Below are 18,281 nucleotides of genomic sequence, written 5' to 3'. Positions count from 1 at the left end.
TATGCCGGAGCTTAACATTGAGGAATTCAAACGGCGGCTCAGCATCTTTGTCGGCATTGTGCTGGCTGCCGTTATCTCCTTTTCAGTGTGGAGCAGCACGACTGAATATCGGGACATCCTCAGTGAGGCGGAAAAGACTGCGTCCGGATACGCGCAGGCCCTCAGCGAGCATACGGAAAGCGCCTTTGCCGAGACCGACCGGGTAATCAATGATCTGATTCATGATATCAGAATGGCGGGGGGGGCCGAGCGGATTCCGCAGGCGGAACTCTACGAGCTTCTGCGGCGGCAGGGAGGGGATTCGCCGCAGATCGGTGCCCTGTTCATCACCGGCAAGAACGGCATTATGTTCAACAACTCCCAGGGGTATCCACCCCGGCAGATCGACGTTTCCGACCGTGAGTACTTCCGCCATTACCTCGAAAATCCCGGAGCGGATCTGTACCTGAGCAAACCGGTCATGAGCCGGTTGGTAAAACGATGGCGCTTCAACCTCATACGGCCCCTCACCCCCCCCGGTACGGCATTCGACGGACTTCTGGCGGTCGCCTTTGAGGTCGACTATTTCAAGAAATTCTTCACCGCCTCAAGTCTCGGCCCCCATGGAAGGATTGCCGTATTCCGCACCGACGGCACCCCGCTGGTATTTGAACCCTATGTGCACAATATCTACGGATCGAATATGCGGAACTCGGAACTGTTCCGCATCTGGCTGCCCGCGTCGCCTTCTGGTACGTTTCACGCCAGGTCCAGTATCGTCGACAAAACTCCGCGAATAATTTCCTACAAATGTCTTTCCCGTTTTCCCGCAGTGGCGGTGGTGTCTCTCGATCGCGACGACGTCCTTGAGCCCTGGACCCGAAAGGCACTCCTTCAGGGGGCTGTAACGCTCGGTCTCTGCCTGGTCATCGTCAGCCTGACACGCCTCATGTTCCTCCACCTTGACCGGCTGAATATCGCACAGACCGGCCTGCGCAGCCACCAGGAGAGATTGCGGATCAAGGCGGCCCAGATTGACGCCGCCAATGACGCCATCCTGCAGATCGATCATGAAGGGCGCCTGGTGCACTTCAATCAGGCACTCTGCCGCATGAGCGGATTCAGTCATGACGAGTTGACGGATATGATGCTCCATGACCTGGAGCCTCCGGAGAGCGTTGACCATACGAAAACCAACCTGATGCTGGCCATGAGGGATGGCGAAGCCATGTTCGATGCAGCGCTCCTGGCCAAGGATGGTTCCTCGGTACCCATCGAGGTCCACGCTCACCCGATGGAGAGCGACGGGGGAGCGTTCATCCTCTGTATTGCGCGGGATGTACGGGAACGGAAACGGTCCGAAATGCGTGAACAGGCCCGCCTGATGATACTGGAGAAACTGGCGACCGGGGCTCCCCTCGCGACACTGCTCGACCAGATCGTCTACTTTGTGGAACAGCAGATTCCCGGTGCCATCGGATCCCTGCTCCTTGCCGATGAGGCCGGCAAGCGCCTTCTCCATGGTGCCGCCCCCAGTCTGCCGGAAGAGTACAACCAGGCAGTGCACGGGCTGCGCATCGCGCGGGGGATGGGATCGTCGGGCACGGCGGCCCACCTGAGGCAACCGGTAATCGTCGATGACATCACGTGCCACCCCTACTGGAAGGGGTTCCAGCCTGCACGGGAAGCGGGGCTGAGGGCATGCTGGTCCCAACCGGTTCTTTCCTCGGATGGCGAACTGCTCGGGGCCTTCGCGGTCTATCACCGGGAGCAACACTCTCCGGATGATAGAGAACGTGCCCTGCTGGAGTCGGCTGCGCACCTGGCAAGCATTGCCATCGGCCGGATCCGCCAGGAGGAACAGCGCGAACACCTGGAGGGACAGCTTCGCCACATTCAGAGGATCGAAGCCATTGGCCAGCTTGCGGGCGGAATCGCCCACGACTTCAACAATCTGCTGACCCCTATTTTCTGCTATGCGGACATGATCAAAAGGGGGCTTCCGCAAGAAACGCCAGAGGCTCAAATGGCGGAAAGCATTCTCAAGACCGCCCACAAGGCCAAGGGCCTGACCCAGAAACTGCTCTCCTTTGGTCGCCGGCAGAGACTCAACATGCAGCCCCTCGACCTGAACGAGGCAATCCAATCCTTCCATGACATCCTGCGGTGCACGATTCGGGAGAACATCACCATCCGCATGAATCTGGCCCCAGGCACTGCCCCTGTCATGGCCGACCGGGGGCAGATCGAGCAGATGCTTCTCAATCTGGCGGTGAACGCCCAGGACGCCATCAAAGGGAACGGCACCATCACCATCAACACCGGTCACGTTCTCCTGGACGACGAATACGCCAGGCTCCATCCCGGCATGCAGCCAGGGCCCCACATCCTGCTCGCCTTTACCGACAACGGTCATGGCATGGATGACGAAACCCTGTCCCACATCTTTGAGCCGTTTTTCACCACCAAACAGGTTGGCCACGGAACGGGACTGGGGCTGGCAACGGTCTTCGGCACCGTGAAACAGCATGATGGATATGTTGCCGTGGAAAGCCGCGTGGGGAAAGGGACCACGTTTACCATCTACCTGCCGGCAAAGGCCCATACGGCATCAACCAGTGCCCCGGAGTCAAAGAGCACTGGCAGCCAGCCGGAACATTCAGGAAACAGCAGCACCGTTCTTGTGGTTGAGGACAACAGGATGGTCAGGGAGATGATCGTTCAGATGCTGAAATACGCGGGCTACGGAGTGCTGGCTGCCCCGAATCCCGACGAGGCATACGAGATTGCGCAGGCTGCACCCTACGCCTTCGATCTGATGCTATCCGATGTCATAATGCCGGGGATGAACGGCCCTGAGCTTTTTGAGCGGCTGCAGGAGCTTCGGCTCGATCTGCCCGTGGTCTTTATTTCCGGCTACACCAACGAGGTAAAAATCCACAACTGCAGGCTGGAAGAAGGGGGCAATTTCCTTCCGAAGCCTTTCACCAGCGAGCAGCTGTTGCGGAAGGTCAGCCAGGCGCTCAACACGGGTGCAGGTAGGGCGGATGTGACGTTCGGGCGGGCAGGGGGGACATGATTGTTACAACCATTTTGCAGATTTAATGGTTGCCCATGCACCAAATGAAAAACCCGCTGACCTCAATGGTAAGCGGGTTTTTTTCATTGCCGGCGCAGAGACGGTCAACTCATGTTCCAGATGGCCATCTCAAGAATATCCTTCCAGCTCTTCCCGATCTCGGAAACCACCGTGGGTTCGAAGCCGCAGTGCATCATGCACTGGGCGCAGCGGGGGTCTTTCCCCACGCCGTACTTGTCCCAATCGGTCTTCTCCATCATCTCCCGGAAGGTGGGGTAGTGGGTGTCGGTGATGAGGTAACAGGGGGCCTTCCAGCCGAGGGGGTTGCGGGTCGGGTTTCCCCACGGGGTGCAGTCGAGCTTCTTTTCCCCCTTGAGGAAGCGGAGATACATGGGGGTTGACCAGAAGCGGAACCGCTTGCTCATCCGGTAGACTTCCTCGAATTTTTTCTCGATTTCCCGCCGCTGCAGGAAGAGGTTCTCCCCCACAGCTTCGTAATCGAACCCCGGCGCCACCAGGATGCCGTCCACCCCCAGGTCGGTCAGAAGGGAGAAGAGCATCTCGATCTCCACCAGGTCCGTGTCCTTGAAGATGGTGGTGTTGGTGCAGACCCGGAACCCCATGGCCTTGGCCTTTTTGATCCCCTCGATGGCGATCTTGAAGGTTCCCTTCCGTTCAAGGATCCGGTCGTGGGTCTCTTCGAGGCCGTCCATGTGGACGTTGAGATAGAAGTTGGGGTGAACCTTGATGTTCTCCAGGGCCTTTTCCAGCAGCAGGCCGTTGGTGCAGAGGTAGACGTGCTTGCCGCGGTTGAGGACTGCCGGGATCAGCTCGTAGATGTGGCTGTAGAGGAACGGCTCGCCGCCGGTGATGGTGACTACCGGCGCCGGGCATTCGTCCACCGAGCGGAGGCACTCCTCCAGGCTCATCATCTGCTGGATGGTGTCGGCGTATTCCCGGATGCGGCCGCAGCCGGAGCAGGCCAGGTTGCAGAGGTGGGTCGGTTCGAGCATGAGGACCAGGGGGAACTTCTCGATCTTCTTCACCTTGTTGGAAATGATGTACTTCGTGAGGTCAGCGTTCAATTTCAGGGGAAAACGCATTAAACGGTACTTCCTTTCATTGATGCTTGTGTGGGGGCGCGTGTCCGCCCCTTCGAATGGTTATTTCACCAGCGACAGCGCCGCTTGTCCTTTTGCAGTCAGAAATGCCTCGACGGTGGCGGCGATGCCGGCGCCGTCCAGGCCCAGATCCTTGCGAAGCTGGGGTTGGGGCCCCTGCTCGATGAAGCGGTCGGGGATACCGATCCGCTTGGCCCGCACATCGGTCATCCCTTCGTCCGCCAGCAACTCCAGGACGGCGCTCCCGAAGCCTCCCTGGAGGGCGTTCTCCTCCACGGTGACGATGCACCCGGTCCGCCGTGCCGCGCCGAGGATGAGCTCCCGGTCAAGGGGTTTCACGAAGCGGGCGTTGACCACCGTTGCCCGGATCCCCCTAGCTTCCAGGAGCTTCGCTGCCTCCTGGGCCGGATAGACCGTGGAACCGATGGCCACGATGGCGACATCGTCCCCTTCAGTCAGAAGCTCGCCCCGGCCGATCTCCAGGGACTGGATAGTCTGGTCAAGGGGAAGTCCATACCCGGCACCACGGGGGTAGCGGAGCGCCACGGGGCGGCCGGCGTAGATGGCGGTCTTCAGCATGTGCTGGAGCTCGTTCTCGTCCTTGGGGGCCATGAGGGTCATCTCCGGCAGGTGCCGCAGGTACGAGAGGTCGAAGGTGCCGTGGTGGGTGGGGCCGTCGTCACCCACGAGCCCCCCCCGGTCCAGGGCCATGGTCACCGGCAGTTTCTGGAGGCAGACATCATGGAATACCTGGTCGTAGGCCCGCTGGAGGAAGGTGGAGTAGATGGCCGTCACGGGCCGAAACCCGTCGGCGGCGAGGCCCGCCGCAAAGGTGAGGGCGTGCTGCTCGGCAATTCCCACGTCGAAGAAGCGTTCCGGGAACCGTTTCGCGAAGGGGGTGAGGCCGGTGCCGTCGGGCATGGCCGCAGTGATGGCGATGATCTTCTCGTCCTCCTCGGCCAGCTTCACGAGGGTCGCGCCGAAGACCCCGGTGTAGGATGCCGCCCCCGGCTTGCCGCCGGTGGTCTTGCCCGTGGCCACGTCGAAGGGGCCGACCCCGTGGAAGGCGGCCGGGTTCTCCTCGGCCGGCTGGTACCCCTTCCCCTTGGTGGTCATGACGTGGACGAGCACCGGCCCTTCGAGCCCCTTCACGTTCTCGAAGACCTCCAGGAGCTGCGGCAGGTCGTGTCCAGGAATCGGGCCGATGTAGTCGAAGCCCAGGGCCTCGAAGAGCATCCCCGGGGTGAGGAACCCCTTGAGGGAGTTTTCGGCCCGGCGGGCGAAGTGGAGGATGTCCTTCCCGATGGCCGGGATGTTCTCCAGAAGGCCCTGCATCTCCTTCTTCAGCTTGCGGAAGTCGCTGCCGGTCATCTTGCGGGAGACGAACGAGGAGAAGGCCCCCACGTTTTGGGAGATGGACATCTCGTTGTCGTTCAGGACCACGATCAGGTTTTTCTTCAGGTGCCCCGCCTGGTTGAGGGCCTCATAGGCCATGCCGCCGGTGAGGGAGCCGTCGCCGATCACCGCGATGGCCCGGCTGCCGCTCCCCTTCAGATCCTGTGCCGCGGCCATGCCGAGCCCCGCCGAGATGGAGGTGGAGGAGTGGCCGGCCCCGAAGGCGTCGTGGGGTGACTCGCTCCGCTTGGGGAAGCCGCTGATCCCCTTGTACTGGCGCTGGGTGTGGAAGCTTTCGCGCCGACCCGTGAGGATCTTGTGGGTGTAGGCCTGGTGCCCCACGTCCCAGATGAGCTTGTCGGCCGGGGAGTCGAAGCAGTAGTGGAGGGCGACGGAGAGCTCCACTGCCCCCAGGTTCGAGGCCAGATGGCCGCCCGTTTGCGACACTGTCTCGATGAGAAACCGGCGGATTTCATCTGCCAGCCCCGGGAGCTCCTCCCGGGGAATATTCTTGAGATCGGCCGGGCCGGTTATGGTGTCGAGCAGCTTGTACATGACGCTCTCCTTCATCGGTTGCGTAGGGGCGTGATTCACCACGCCCGGGGAGCAATGAATTGCGCCCCTCCATATTTACCGTACATATCCGTTGGCGCGGAACCATTCCACCGCACGCCCCAGGGCTTCGACGGCCGGGCGCTGGGGAAGCCCCAGTTCCTTCACCGCCTTGGACGAATCGAAATACATGAATTTTCTGGCCATCTGCACCCCTGCCAGCGGGATGAGGGGCTCCCTGCCGGTGATCCGCGACAGGGCCTCGTTTGCGTAGGCGGCTGCGAGGATAGGTAAGTAGGGGAGGCGCACCTTCGGCGCTGCGAGTCCCGTAACCGTTTCGAGGAGAGAGAATATCTGCCGCAACGTCAGATTCTCGTGGCCGAGGATGTACTTCTCGCCGATTCTGCCGTGCTGAGCCGCCAGGATGTGTCCCTGGGCGCAGTCCTCAACGTCGATGATGTTGAGCCCCGTGTCCAGGTAGGCGGGCATGGCGCGGTTGAGGAAATCGACGATGATCTTTCCGGTGGGAGTCGGTTTCACGTCGTGGGGGCCCACCGGGGTCGAGGGATTCACGATGACCAGGGGGAGTCCCCGGGCCAGGAACGTCTCAGCCTCCCGTTCCGCCAGAAATTTGCTTTTCTTGTAGTCCCCCACCATGTCGGCGAAGGTGACGGGGGTGGCTTCCGTGCCGGGGGTGCCGTCGCCGGGATTTCCCAGGGTCCCGACGCTGCTCGTGTAGACGACCCGGGATACCCCGTGCCGCAGGGCCGCGTCCAGGACGTGGCGGGTTCCCTCCACGTTGGCGGCGTACATGGCGGCGGGGTTGCGGGTCCAGAGGCGGTAGTCGGCCGCGGCGTGGTAGAGGACCTCGCACCCCTTGACCCCCCGGTCCAGGGATTCCGGGGAACAGAGGTCCCCCTCGCACACTTCCACATCGAGGCCATCGAGATTGCGCCTGTCGGAGCCGGGCCGGGCCAGAACCCTGACATGGCAGCCGTCCTTCAGCAGTTCCCTTGCTATGCTAGCGCCTATGAAGCCGGTTGCGCCGGTAACGAAAACCTTCATGGTTCCTTCTATCAAAACTGATGTAGGGGCGGTTCTTGAACCGCCCCTACGCAGGTGCCCGTTTCTGCGACTGGCTGGTTATCCCTTGTGGCCCTTCAGCGCCCGGTAGCGTCCCATGGCCATGAGCGGAAAGCAGTTCCGGTAGATATGATACTTGATCATGAAGTATTTTGGGAAGCCGGTTCCGGTGAACTGGTCCTCGTCCCAGGTCCCATCGGGTTGCTGGGTCTCGATCAGGTACCGGATCCCCCGGGCCACGGCCGGGTGGTCCACGTCGCCTGCGGCGAGCATGGAGAGGAGTGCCCATCCCGTCTGGGAGGCGGTGCTTGGGCCGGTGCCGGCCAGCTTCTGATCGCAGTAGGATTCGCAGCACTCACCCCAGCCGCCGTCGGGGTTCTGGTGGGCGGCGAGCCATTCAACGGCCTTGCGGACGTAAGGCTGTCCCATGTCTTCGCCATAGGCCTTGAGGCCGCAGAGCACCGACCAGGTGCCGTAGATGTAGTTGACCCCCCAGCGTCCCCACCAGGGGCCGTCCGGTTCCTGGTTCTCCTTGACGAACTGGAGCGCCCGCACCGCGGCCGGGTGGTCCTTGGGGTAGCCGAAGGTTCCCATCAACTCCAGCATCCGGCCGGTAAGATCCGCCGTGGGGGGGTCGATGAGGGCCTCCAGGTCGGCGAAGGGAATCTTGTTGAGGATATGCTTGGTGTTGTCCTTGTCGAAGGCTCCCCAGCCGCCGTTCTTGCTCTGCATGCCGATGCACCAGGCAATGCCGCGCTGGATCGCCTCCGCCTTGGCCTTCGAGTCCTTCACCTTCACATCCTTGATGGCCATCATGACGATCCCCGAGTCGTCCACGTCCGGGTACCAGTCGTTCTGGAACTCGAAGGCCCATCCCCCCGGCTCCAGGTTGGGGGCCTTGATTTTCCAGTCGCCAACCTTGCGGACTTCCCGGTCCAGGAGCCACTGGGCGGCTTTCACCAGGGCCGGGTGATCGGTGGGAACTTCGGAGTCGACCATGGCCATGAGGGCCAGGGCCGTGTCCCATACCGGCGAGATGCAGGATTGGAGGACGATCTCGTCGTCGCTCTCGATGCAGAAGTTGGCCAGGGCCTGAAGCCCCTTGGCAACGGCCGGGTGGTCGTTAGCGTAGCCGAGGCAATGGAGGGCCAGAACCGAGTTGAGCATGGCCGGCTGGATGCCGCCCCAGTCGCCGGTGGGCTCCTGGTGGTCCAGCACCCACTGTTCGGCAATGGCCATGGCCTTCTTCATGCCGGGGCGGATGGGGCTCGCCTCATAGACCTTGAGGATATGGTCGATGCCGATGAAGATGTTCTTCCAGGTAAGGATCCCGTCTTCCTTGGTGAAGGTGTAGTCCATGGGGCGCGGCGGCCGCACGTAGAGTTCCTGCACCCTCGCCCAGGGGGGGAGCTTGCGCACCGGCCGCTCGGCCATGACGATGGAGAGCGGAATAATGGTCGCCCGGGACCAGCTGGAGAACTCATAGAGGTTGAAGGTGAAGCCGTTGGGAAGGAGCATCATCTCGATGGGCATGGAGGGGACCCCCAGCCAGGAGAATTCGCCGAAGAGGGCCAGGAAGATCTTGGTGAAGACCCGTGCCTTGAGGATGCCCCCTTTCCCGAGAATGAACGTGCGGGCCTTCTGCATGGCCGGATGGTCGGCGGGGTAGCCGGCCAGCTTCAGGGCGAAGTATGCTTCGATGGTGGTGGAGAGGTCGCCCGGCCCTCCGTGCCAGATGCACCAGCACCCCTCCTCGGTCTGCTTGGAGAGGAGATAGGTAGCCATCTTCCGATCTTTGTCCCGGTTCACCAGCCCCATGAAGTGGAAGAGGATGACGTACTCGGCGGTGATGGTGACGTTGGACTCCAGCTCCGCCCACCAGTACCCGGCGGGGAGTTGCTCCCGCAAAAAGAACTCCTGGCTCCGTTTGATGGCCTGGTCGAGGGGGCTCGTGGTTTCCACGTCCCGCTTTTTCCAGATGGAGGCGGGGAGGTGGTGGACCTTGCCCCCCCGTTTCTTCTGCGGCTCCTCTTTTGTCTCTTTCGCTGTTTCGTTGAAGGAGGTGAGTGCGTGTGAAATGGGATGCTTGGAAATCTTCATCGAAATGCTGCTCCTTGATTCTCAGAACACTCTCTCCCGATGCCGGGATGAGTGAGAAAAAATAAGCATGTACTTCTAGCACAGAATTAACAAAAAAAACATAGTTTTCCCGTGTTGCCCGTGCCGATGGGGCACAAGGGACGGCTCGGGCGGGGAGATTGTCTTTGCCGGTGGGGTATGGTACGCTTCGCGAGTTTTGCCCGATACCGACAGATGAAGGATGCGATTCGATATGGAAAAGAACAGTGGTACGAAACGCTTTACCGGGCTTTTCGGGTTCGTTGCCCGCCACCCGCGGCTGATTCTCGCGGTTGCTCTCCTCCTTTCAGTCCTCTCGGTGATCTACACGAAGGAGCGGATGGAGTTCCTCACGGGCCGGGACGACCTGATGCCGAAGAACGCCCCCTTTCAGCAGGACTATCGAGCCATTCGGGCCGAGTTCGGCGACCGGGAAGAGATCGCGGTCGTCATCGAGAGCGCTGACGCAGCCGCGGCCTCCCGTTTCGGCGAACGGCTCCAGGAGAAGCTGGCCGCGGACCGGACCCGGTTCCGTGAGGTCTTTTTCCCCGGGGGGATGCCGTTTTTCAAGGAGCACGGCCTCCTCCTCATGCCTCTGGAGGATATCCGAAACCTCCGGAAGAACTTTACCATGGCAAAGCCGGTTCTCAAGGAGCTGGCAACATCGCCCACCGTCCAGACCCTCTTTACCCACCTGACCGGCCGGATGGATGCCTACGTGGCCGGTGGCGGGAAGGGGGGGGAGGCTGAGCTGGCCGGCATCACCTTCATGCTCGACAAGCTCGGCACCGGCATTGACGCCTTCGGCGGGGGAAAGAAGGGCTCATTCTCCCTGGAGGAGGTATTCCTCGGGGGGGATTCGGCCCTGGCCCGGGCCGGCCGGATGCAGATCCTGACGGTTCGGCCGGTGAAGGACCCCGGGAGCTTTGTCCCGGCCGTGGAGGCCATCGGCGCGGTGCGCAAGGAGGTCAAAGCCCTCAGGGCGCTCCCCGAGTTTGCCGGGGTGACCGTGGGGCTCACCGGGACCCCGGTCCTCGAATACGAGGAGATGGCCACCAGCGAGCGGGACATCACCATCGCCACCGTCCTCTCCCTGGCCCTCACGGTGGTGCTTCTCCTCCTGGCATTCCGTGGGTTCCTGAACGTCATGGCGGCCATGGTGACCCTCATCGTGGCGCTCTGTGTCTCATTCGGCCTGGCGACCCTGGTGGTGGGGCACCTGAACATCCTCTCCATGGTCTTTGCCATCATGCTGATCGGCATCGGCATCGAGTACGGCATCCAGGTGGTGCTCCGCTACCAGGAGGAACTGGGGCTCGGGGAAGGCGAATTGGAGGCCATCAGTACGGGGCTCAACCGCAACATTTGGGCCATCGTCATGGCCGCCTCCACCATTGCCGCGGCCTTTTTCACCTTCGTCTTCACTGATTTCAAGGGAATCTCAGAGCTGGGTATCATCGCAGCGCTGGGGGTCTGCGTCTGCGTCCTGGCCACCTTTACGGTCCTGCCGGCGGTCCTGGTACTTCTGGCGCCGTACCGCAAGCGCAAGGAGGAGGAGCGGGAGGCCCGGGCCGCAACCATTCTTGCCCGCTCTTCCCGGATGAAGGCCCTGGAGCGGTTCCTCTTCGGCCACCCGAAGACGGTCATCGGGATTACCCTCATCCTTTGCGCCGCGTCCATCTATCCCCTGGTCCAGACACGGTTCGACTACAACCTCATGAACCTCCAGGCCAAGGGGCTGGAGCCGGTGGAGTATGCCTACAAGCTGATGCGGAGCAAGGAGAATTCGGGCTACTTCGCCGAGGTCGTGGCCTCGTCCGCCCCGGAGGCCCGTGAGCTGACCCGGCGCCTCGAAGCGCTCCCCGCCGTTGACCATGTGGTAAGCCTCGCCACCTTTGTCCCCGATGACCAGGAGGCGAAGATTGCAGAGCTGGCTGCCCTGCGGCGCGAGCTGGCCGACGTGAAGCCCGCCCCCTACGAGGAGGACCTGCGGGTCATGGAGCTCCCCACGGTCTTCGAGAACTTCAGAAACTCCGTGGAGCGGTTGAAGCTTTACCTGGAAAAGGAACAGAAACCCGAAGCAAAGCGGGTCGGCGCCTTCCTGGCCACCCTCGACCGTTTCTTTGCGACCCTTGAAAAGGAGAAGGACAAAAACGCCCTCGGGATGCTGCGGGACTTCCAGGGGGGAATGCTCGCTTCCTTCCCGGAGAAGATCGGGATGTTTGCCGACAGCCTCGCCGTCACCCCGGTGACCGAGGCGGATATCCCGCCCCAGCTTCGGAAACTGTTTGTGGGGAAAAGCGGGAAATACCTCCTCCAGGTGGCCCCCAAGGAGGAGATTTTCGAGCGGGAGCCCCTGAAACGCTTCCTGGACCAGGTGCGGAGCGTGGCACCCCGGGCCAACGGCGAACCGGTCATGGTCTACGAGTCCATGACCATCATGCGCGACGCTTACCTGCGGGCCTTTGTCTACGCCTTTGCCGCCATCGTGGTGATCCTCTTCGTCACCTTCCGGAGCGTCACCTACACCCTCGTGGGGCTCGTTCCCCTCGTGGTGGGGATCCTTCTCATGGTGGGGGGGATGTGGCTTTTCGGGATCAGCTTCAACTCCGCCAACATCATCGTCATGCCCCTCATCCTCGGCATCGCCGTGGACTCCGGCATCTACATCATCAACCGTTTCCGCCGCGAGGACGGCGACGCCGCCTCGGTCATCACGGGCAGCACCGGCCTGGGGGTCGTCTACAACACCCTTACCATCATGGCGAGCTTTGGCGCCCTCATGGTGGCCCACCACCAGGGAGTATTCTCCATCGGCGCGGTCATGAGCCTCGGGATGGTGGCCTGCCAGGCGGCCTTCGTGCTGGTGCTTCCGGCGGTTTTGACGCTGGTCAAGGGCCGGGACCGGGGACCGGGGACCAGGTTTAGAAGCCAACCGATTGCAGAGGCGACGATGAACGGAAATAATTCAGGAAGAGACGAAGGTTTCAGGGTTGATGCCTTTGCCCGGTCCCCGGTCCCTGGTCCCCGGTCCCGGGGACTTTCCGGCGCCGTGCAGTTGGCGCATTTCTTTCTCCAGGAACGCCTGAGGCCGGGTGACCGGGCCGTGGACGCCACCTGCGGCAACGGCCACGATACCCTCTTCCTGGCGCAGTTGGTGGGGCCGCAAGGGCGGGTGTGGGCCTTCGACGTCCAGGCAAAGGCCCTGGCCGCCACGGAAGAGCGTCTCGCCGAGGCTGGTTGCCGTGATCGGGTCGCGCTCGTTCACGGCGGTCACGAGCGCCTTGCCGAGGTGGTCACCGGTCCGGTCCGGGCCGTGGTCTTCAATCTGGGATTTCTCCCCGGTGCCCCCCGGGAGACCGTCACCACCCCCGAGACCACCATTGCCGGCCTGGAGCAGGCTGCGGCGCTCCTCCTCCCCGGGGGGCTCGTAACCGTCGCGGTCTACACGGGGCATCCCGGTGGCGCCGACGAGGGGGCCGCCGTCGAGGATTGGGCAGCGGCCCTTCCCCCCGGCCGGTTCAACGTCTGGCACTGCCGCCAGGGGAACCGGTCCGGAGCGGCTCCCTATCTCCTGATCGCCGAGCGGGTTCCCGCGTAGGCCCGTCCTTTCCCGTTGACGCTTGTCCGCGGCTCCTCCCGTAGTACAATGAACATGACATTTTTCCCATCGAGGAACCCTATGGCAACTCCGCTCCGCGTCCTGATCATCGAAGATTCCGAAGACGATGCCCTTCTGATTCTCCTCGAACTCAGGAAAGGGGGGTACGAGCCCGAGTACGTGCGGGTCGAGACCCCTGAGGCCATGATGGAGGCCATTGCCGGCCGGCAGTGGGACATCGCCCTTTCCGACTACGTGCTCCCCCGCTTCAGCGGGATTGATGCCCTCAATATCTGGCGCCAGAGCGGTTTTGATGCCCCCTTCATCATCGTTTCGGGGAAGATCGGCGAAGATACGGCGGTGGGGGCCATGAGGGCGGGGGCTAACGACTATTTCATTAAGGGGAACATTTCGCGGCTCGTCCCCGCCATCCAGCGGGAGTTGAAGGAGGCGGAGCTGCGCCGGAAGAAACGGGAGGCGGAGGAGGCGCTCCTGACCAGCGAACTCCGCTATCGCCGGCTCGTGGCGGCTGTTACCGACTACATCTATACGGTGGAGGTCCGTGGGGGGGACGTTGTGGCAACATACCACGGTCCCGGCTGCGCGGCGGTCACCGGCTATGGCCCCGAAGAGTTCGAGGGGGATCCGTTCCTCTGGTACCGGATGATCCACGAAGAGGACAAGCAGCGGGTGACGGAGCAGACGCAGCAGCTTCTGGAGGGTGAAGACATCCCCTCCATGGAACACCGGATCATCCACAAGGACGGCTCCATCCGCTGGGTTCGGAACACCATCGTTCCCCGCTATGACGAGTTAGGGGGACTCGCGGCCTACGACGGCCTCATCGCGGACATCACCGCCCGCAAGACCGCCGAAATCGAGTTGGGCCTCCGGAGCGCCGCGCTGAATGCCGCGGCGAACGCCATTGTCATCAGCGATCCCGGCGGGCGGGTCATCTGGGTCAATCCCGCCTTCACGAATCTTACCGGCTACACCCTGGAGGAAATCGCCGGCCGCGGTCTCGGCATCCTCAAGTCGGGGGTCCACGGCGAGGAGTTTTACCGGGATCTCTGGGAGACGATCCGGGCCGGAAAGGTCTGGCGCGGCGAGATGATCAACCGCCGCAAGGACGGTTCCCTCTACCCCGAGGCCCAGACCATTACCCCCGTGGTGGATGAGGCGGGAGTGGTTCGCCACTATGTCGCCATCAAGGAGGACGTGACCGAGCGCAAGCGTGCCCAGGAGGCACTCCTGGAGAATGCCCGCATGTCCTGCGACATGGAGCTGGCGCGGCAGATCCAGGGGGCGCTCCTGCCGTCGGCCCCTCCGGTCGTCGCGGGAGTCCGTTGCGCCGGGCGGTGGGTTCCCGCGGCCCATGTGGGGGGAGACTACTATGACTTCTTCCCCCGGGACGACGGTTCCTTCGACACGGTTATCGCCGACGTCTCGGGCCATAGTGTCGGCGCGGCCCTCATCATGACCGAGGCCCGCAGCGTTATCCGCACCCAGGCCCGCTCCGGCGGTTCCCCTGCCGCCATCGTCAGATCCCTCAATGAGAACCTCTACGAAGACCTCACCCGGGCGGAGCTCTTCACCACCATGTTCTACGCCTCCTACCGGCCGACATCGGGCATCCTCACCTACGCCAGCGCGGGGCACAACCCGCCGCTCCTCTACCGGCGGGCCGAGGGGAGGTGTCTGGAACTGGACGCGGATGGGCTCATCCTCGGGGTAAAACCCCAGGTGACGTTCGAGGAGCGGGAGGTGCGGCTGGCGCCGGGAGATATCCTGCTCCTCTACACCGACGGGATCACCGAGTCCGATAACGGCAGCGGAGAGCTTTTCGGGGTCGGCCGCCTCAGTGCCCTCCTGGCGTCGCTCCACGGCGAGGAGCCCGAGGCGGTCATCGAGGCCGTGCTGTCGGAACTGGCCGCATTCACCGGCGGCAGGCCCCCTGCGGACGACATCTGCACGGTGGCGGTGAAAATCACGCCATCATCCGGCTCAGGATCAGGAGAAAGTTGCGGGTGAGGAGAGGATGGAACTCCCGCCCCCGCCGGTCAAGGAGCATGCCGGCGATCTGGCGCAGTTCCACGGAGTCGCTGTAGGCCCGGCGGGTACGAAGCGCGTCGAAAAAGTCGGAGATGGAGGTCATCTCACTGACGAGGCTCTGGCTCCAGCCGGGGGGCACTTCCGGATAGCCGGAGAAGTCATGCTTCATGTGGTGCTCGAAGGCCGCCACCGCTGCCAGATGGGGCACTCCGGGCGTTTCGATGAGGCAGCGGGCCCCCTGGTGGGGGTGGCGGCGCATGATGCGCCATTCGTCCTCGGTGAGCTGCGCCGGCTTGGTGAGGATCTCCCGCGGGACGAACATCTTGCCGATGTCGTGGAGGAGGCCGGCAATGCCGATCTCCTGCAGGAGCGGCCCGTCGATTCCCAATGACATGGCCTGGGCAAGGTTGAGAATGCAGACGTTGACCGAGTGGGCGAAGGTGTATTCGTCCAAGTCGCGCAGGGGGGCCAGGGCCATGAGGGGGCGGGCCTGCTCCCGCAGGGCCGTGATGATCCCCCCGACCACGTCGGCGATGCCGGCGGCCTGCAGTTTCCGGTTCCGGGCGACATCCTCGTAGAGCTCGGTTATGCGGGTGACCTCCTCGGTCGTGAAATCGGCGAGGGGATCCTTCTCGTCTCCCTCTCCGGACCGGTTGAAGCGCACCTCCACCCTGCCGAGACGGATATGCTCCGTTGACCGGATCTCTCCCCCCTTTTGCCCTCCTCCGAGGGAGGCGGCCAGGGATGACAGCTCCTCCCCGGTGATCCCCTGGAGAAACCGGATGTGTCCTATCCCCCGCGCCCGCAGCATTTCCACGAACCTCCCCACGTAGAGGCCCGTATCGAGGGAGACTCCCCCTGCAAGAAGTTCGTCGCCGATGATGACGAGGGAGATGTCGGGCTCCTCCTGCAGAGTGGTCGTCAGGTTGTCAAGGGTTACGGCCCGCAGCCGCGTCACCTGCTGGTGGTCAAAGGAGTAGAGGGCCGCGCTGGAGACGGCGGTTACCAGGTGCCGCACGGCGTTGCGCAGCGGTTCCAGGGCACTCCGGTTCATGGGCGCCTCCCTGTCATGGTCCGCAGGGTTTGCCGGGCGGCCTGCTCCAGCTCGGGTACCCCCGAAGCGGCCGCTTCCCGGGCAAGGGAAAGCGCGTCCGTGGCGGGATACCGGGCGAGGGATCGGGCAATCTCGACCTTGAGGCGCGTCACGGAGGCGGTGCGGAGGATGCTCCGGGAGCGGAGGATGCGTGCCAGGTCGGGGAGCACCGCCGGGTCCCCCGTTTCGGCCAGTGCCCTGACCACGGCGCAGCGAACGTCGAAATCGGGGCCGGTAATCCCCCCCTTGTGCAGGAGCCCCAGCAGTCGCTCCCGTACTCGGGGGCTGCGGCTGCGGTCCGCGAGCTGGATGGCGGTCAGGAGCGTTTCACGGTTTCCGCTTCTCAGTTCCCGCAGGAGCATCCGTTCCCCCTCGGGATCCCGGAAATGGACCAGGGTCCGGAGGGTCTCCTGGCGCACCCGGGGGTGCGGGTGGTTCAGGAGGCGGTGCAGGGGGTGGATAGCGGCGGGGTCGTTGAGTCCCCGCAGAATCGCCACGAGATTGCGGACATAGTACCAGCGCCCGTCGTCCAGACGCGCCACGACTTCCCCATAGGCTGCTTGTCCCAGCGACAGGAGGCACGCCACGTAGTAGCGCCGAAGCGACATGCTTTCCTCTTCGGCCAGCCGGTCAAGGAGAGGCGCCACGCAGGGAAAGCCGATGCGGGTGATGACGGCGCGGATGTCGTCATAACGCTCTTTTCCCCACACGACCGGGGTTGCCATCAGCGGGGTCGTGAAGGATGGTGTCGCGATTGATGTCAGAAGCCGCTGTTGAAGTGGTGTTGACGGCGCTTCTCCCGGGGAGGGGAGATGGTCGCAGACGGCCCTGAGGGCTGTGAAATCGCCCGCGTCCAGATAGTACGCGCAGAGTTCGCCGAGGCTTTCCTCCATGCCGAAGGTTTCTCCCTCGGGGTCTGATTCCAGGACTTCGAGGATGATGGCCCCCACCTTTGCCTCATGGTTTTCCCCCTGGAGCAGTGCCTTCAGGTCCCCTGACTCGGCAAGCCCCGAGGCGATCTTTCCGGCGGCAACGATCTGCTCGAGATTCCCCTGGTAGGCGTCGGGGATGTACTGATCGAAATTTCCCTCCCGGAGCACGGTGCCGAGCCTGTGCCCCACCCGCAGGGCCTCTGTCCGGGAGAGGGGGGGGGCACTGTCGTTTTGGGATGCGCCGAGTTTCCGGCAGAGGTTCAGGATGATCGGGGGAATGGTGACGTTGCGGTCGTTCAGGTCCGCGATGGTGTCGAGGATGATGCCGTCATCCACGGATGCCACGAGCCGGCGGGCCGCGTCCGGGCGTTCGGCCAGGGAGGTGAAGGCTTTGCCGAGGAATTGATGGCGCCGCTCCGGGGTGAGGGACTCCACGAGGGTCCCGAACCGTTCGGCGCACTCCCGGGCCGTCTGCTCTCCGTCGGAATCCCGGTCCATGCGGCGCATGAAGGACGCGATCACCGCGTCATAGGCTGTGTCCGGACCTCCCTGGTTGCCGAAGGCGTGGCCGTTCAGCACCTGGGCCAGAAGGAGGGGGTCGAGGGGAGGGCGCTTCGCCGTCGCATCGCCCAGGGGATCGATGGTCCCGTCCAGAAGCCCCCTGACGAACTGCTCCCAGAGGGACGCCGAACCGCTCCCCCCTTCCGGCTGGCCCGTGAGCTCCTCTTCCTCGGTGACCCTGAAGAGGTCATAGTTGACCCCCCGCACCTCCAGGCGTGTCAGCCCTTCCGCCCGGGCGACCGCTTCGATCCCGCCGCCGGCGCCGATCTCATCGCGGCTTCGCGAGAGAAGTGCCCCGAACCGGATAAGTTCGTCGGCGTCCAGGTGACGGTGGCAGGTGAGGGCAACGACCCCCCGGTCGGAGAGTGCCCGGGCGAAATCGCGGTAGACGGGGTTTCTGCGGTCGAGGGGGTGGTCGCCGAACAGGATCGTGTCCCTGGCAATGCCGAGGGTAACACTCTCGGCCCTGTCCAGGAGCCGATTCAGGAGGCTGGCCACCTTCACGGCCGCGTCCCGGGTGACCGGGTGGCCCGCCGGGTAGGCGGTCACGTGGCGGCGGAGGATGTTCATCTCGATGACCAGTGTCGAGAGCATCTCTATGTCGATGTCGGCATGGGGGAGTGTCATCGGGCTGTTTCCTGTTTGTGAACGGTCAGGCCGATAGTAGTTCACGGCGAGCCGTCTTCGCAAGAGGCAAACCCCGGTCTGGACGAGT

The 18,281-nt window shown here is 63.3% G+C and carries 9 protein-coding genes; 3 read left to right on the top strand and 6 right to left on the bottom strand.

Translation table 11 applies throughout. The features are described from left to right. Window position 1: 1 nt before the first annotated feature. Window positions 2–3,058 (top strand): response regulator, encoded by a 3,057-nt coding sequence (locus GMET_RS14150; RefSeq protein WP_004513980.1) that lies wholly within the window; start codon window positions 2–4, stop codon window positions 3,056–3,058. A gap of 104 nt (window positions 3,059–3,162) precedes the next feature. On the opposite strand, the gene hpnH is transcribed toward GMET_RS14150, so the two are convergent. The 4 genes from hpnH to shc form a co-directional block, all read right to left on the bottom strand. Next, window positions 3,163–4,161 carry an adenosyl-hopene transferase HpnH gene (gene hpnH / locus GMET_RS14145; protein WP_004513981.1) on the bottom strand — a complete coding sequence of 333 codons (999 nt, stop codon included), beginning with the start codon at window positions 4,159–4,161 and terminating at the stop codon, window positions 3,163–3,165. Window positions 4,162–4,221: 60 nt separating this feature from the next. Continuing rightward, window positions 4,222–6,129, bottom strand: coding sequence for a 1-deoxy-D-xylulose-5-phosphate synthase (gene dxs / locus GMET_RS14140; protein WP_004513982.1), 1,908 nt, complete (start codon window positions 6,127–6,129; stop codon window positions 4,222–4,224). A gap of 75 nt (window positions 6,130–6,204) precedes the next feature. After that, entirely contained in the window at window positions 6,205–7,191 is a 987-nt protein-coding gene (hpnA, locus tag GMET_RS14135; protein ID WP_004513983.1) for a hopanoid-associated sugar epimerase, read from the bottom strand. Window positions 7,192–7,269: 78 nt separating this feature from the next. Continuing rightward, window positions 7,270–9,309, bottom strand: a complete 2,040-nt coding sequence (gene shc / locus GMET_RS14130) for a squalene--hopene cyclase (RefSeq protein ID WP_004513984.1) — start codon at window positions 9,307–9,309, stop codon at window positions 7,270–7,272. Window positions 9,310–9,541: 232 nt separating this feature from the next. On the opposite strand from shc, the gene GMET_RS14125 reads away from it, so the two are divergent. Both GMET_RS14125 and GMET_RS14120 read left to right on the top strand, forming a co-directional pair. Further along, window positions 9,542–12,928, top strand: coding sequence for an MMPL family transporter (locus tag GMET_RS14125; RefSeq protein WP_004513985.1), 3,387 nt, complete (start codon window positions 9,542–9,544; stop codon window positions 12,926–12,928). 81 nt (window positions 12,929–13,009) lie between these two features. Then, window positions 13,010–14,959 (top strand): SpoIIE family protein phosphatase, encoded by a 1,950-nt coding sequence (locus GMET_RS14120; RefSeq protein ID WP_004513986.1) that lies wholly within the window; start codon window positions 13,010–13,012, stop codon window positions 14,957–14,959. Here GMET_RS14120 and GMET_RS14115 read toward each other — a convergent pair. Together GMET_RS14115 and GMET_RS14110 are read right to left on the bottom strand one after the other, a co-directional pair. After that, entirely contained in the window at window positions 14,916–16,034 is a 1,119-nt protein-coding gene (locus GMET_RS14115; protein WP_004513987.1) for an HD-GYP domain-containing protein, read from the bottom strand. The two genes, GMET_RS14120 and GMET_RS14115, sit on opposite strands and share 44 nt — an antisense overlap. Next, a complete protein-coding gene (locus GMET_RS14110; RefSeq protein WP_011366107.1) occupies window positions 16,031–18,193 on the bottom strand; it encodes a HEAT repeat domain-containing protein in 2,163 nt (720 codons plus the stop codon). Before GMET_RS14110 ends, GMET_RS14115 begins: the two co-directional genes overlap by 4 nt. Window positions 18,194–18,281: the final 88 nt, after the last annotated feature.

This window comes from Geobacter metallireducens GS-15, from assembly GCF_000012925.1.
Taxonomy (GTDB): Bacteria; Desulfobacterota; Desulfuromonadia; order Geobacterales; family Geobacteraceae; genus Geobacter; species Geobacter metallireducens.
Note: the sequence above shows the minus strand (reverse complement) of the source record. Positions and strands in the feature narration are given on the sequence as shown.

Bases quoted from the DNA above. Each gene is read 5' to 3' on its own strand.
- GMET_RS14150 (WP_004513980.1), top strand. From the start codon at position 2: ATGCCGGAGCTTAACATTGAGGAATTCAAACGGCGGCTCAGCATCTTT.
- hpnH (WP_004513981.1), bottom strand. From the start codon at position 4,161: ATGCGTTTTCCCCTGAAATTGAACGCTGACCTCACGAAGTACATCATT.
- dxs (WP_004513982.1), bottom strand. From the start codon at position 6,129: ATGTACAAGCTGCTCGACACCATAACCGGCCCGGCCGATCTCAAGAAT.
- hpnA (WP_004513983.1), bottom strand. From the start codon at position 7,191: ATGAAGGTTTTCGTTACCGGCGCAACCGGCTTCATAGGCGCTAGCATA.
- shc (WP_004513984.1), bottom strand. From the start codon at position 9,309: ATGAAGATTTCCAAGCATCCCATTTCACACGCACTCACCTCCTTCAAC.
- GMET_RS14125 (WP_004513985.1), top strand. From the start codon at position 9,542: ATGGAAAAGAACAGTGGTACGAAACGCTTTACCGGGCTTTTCGGGTTC.
- GMET_RS14120 (WP_004513986.1), top strand. From the start codon at position 13,010: ATGGCAACTCCGCTCCGCGTCCTGATCATCGAAGATTCCGAAGACGAT.
- GMET_RS14115 (WP_004513987.1), bottom strand. From the start codon at position 16,034: ATGAACCGGAGTGCCCTGGAACCGCTGCGCAACGCCGTGCGGCACCTG.
- GMET_RS14110 (WP_011366107.1), bottom strand. From the start codon at position 18,193: ATGACACTCCCCCATGCCGACATCGACATAGAGATGCTCTCGACACTG.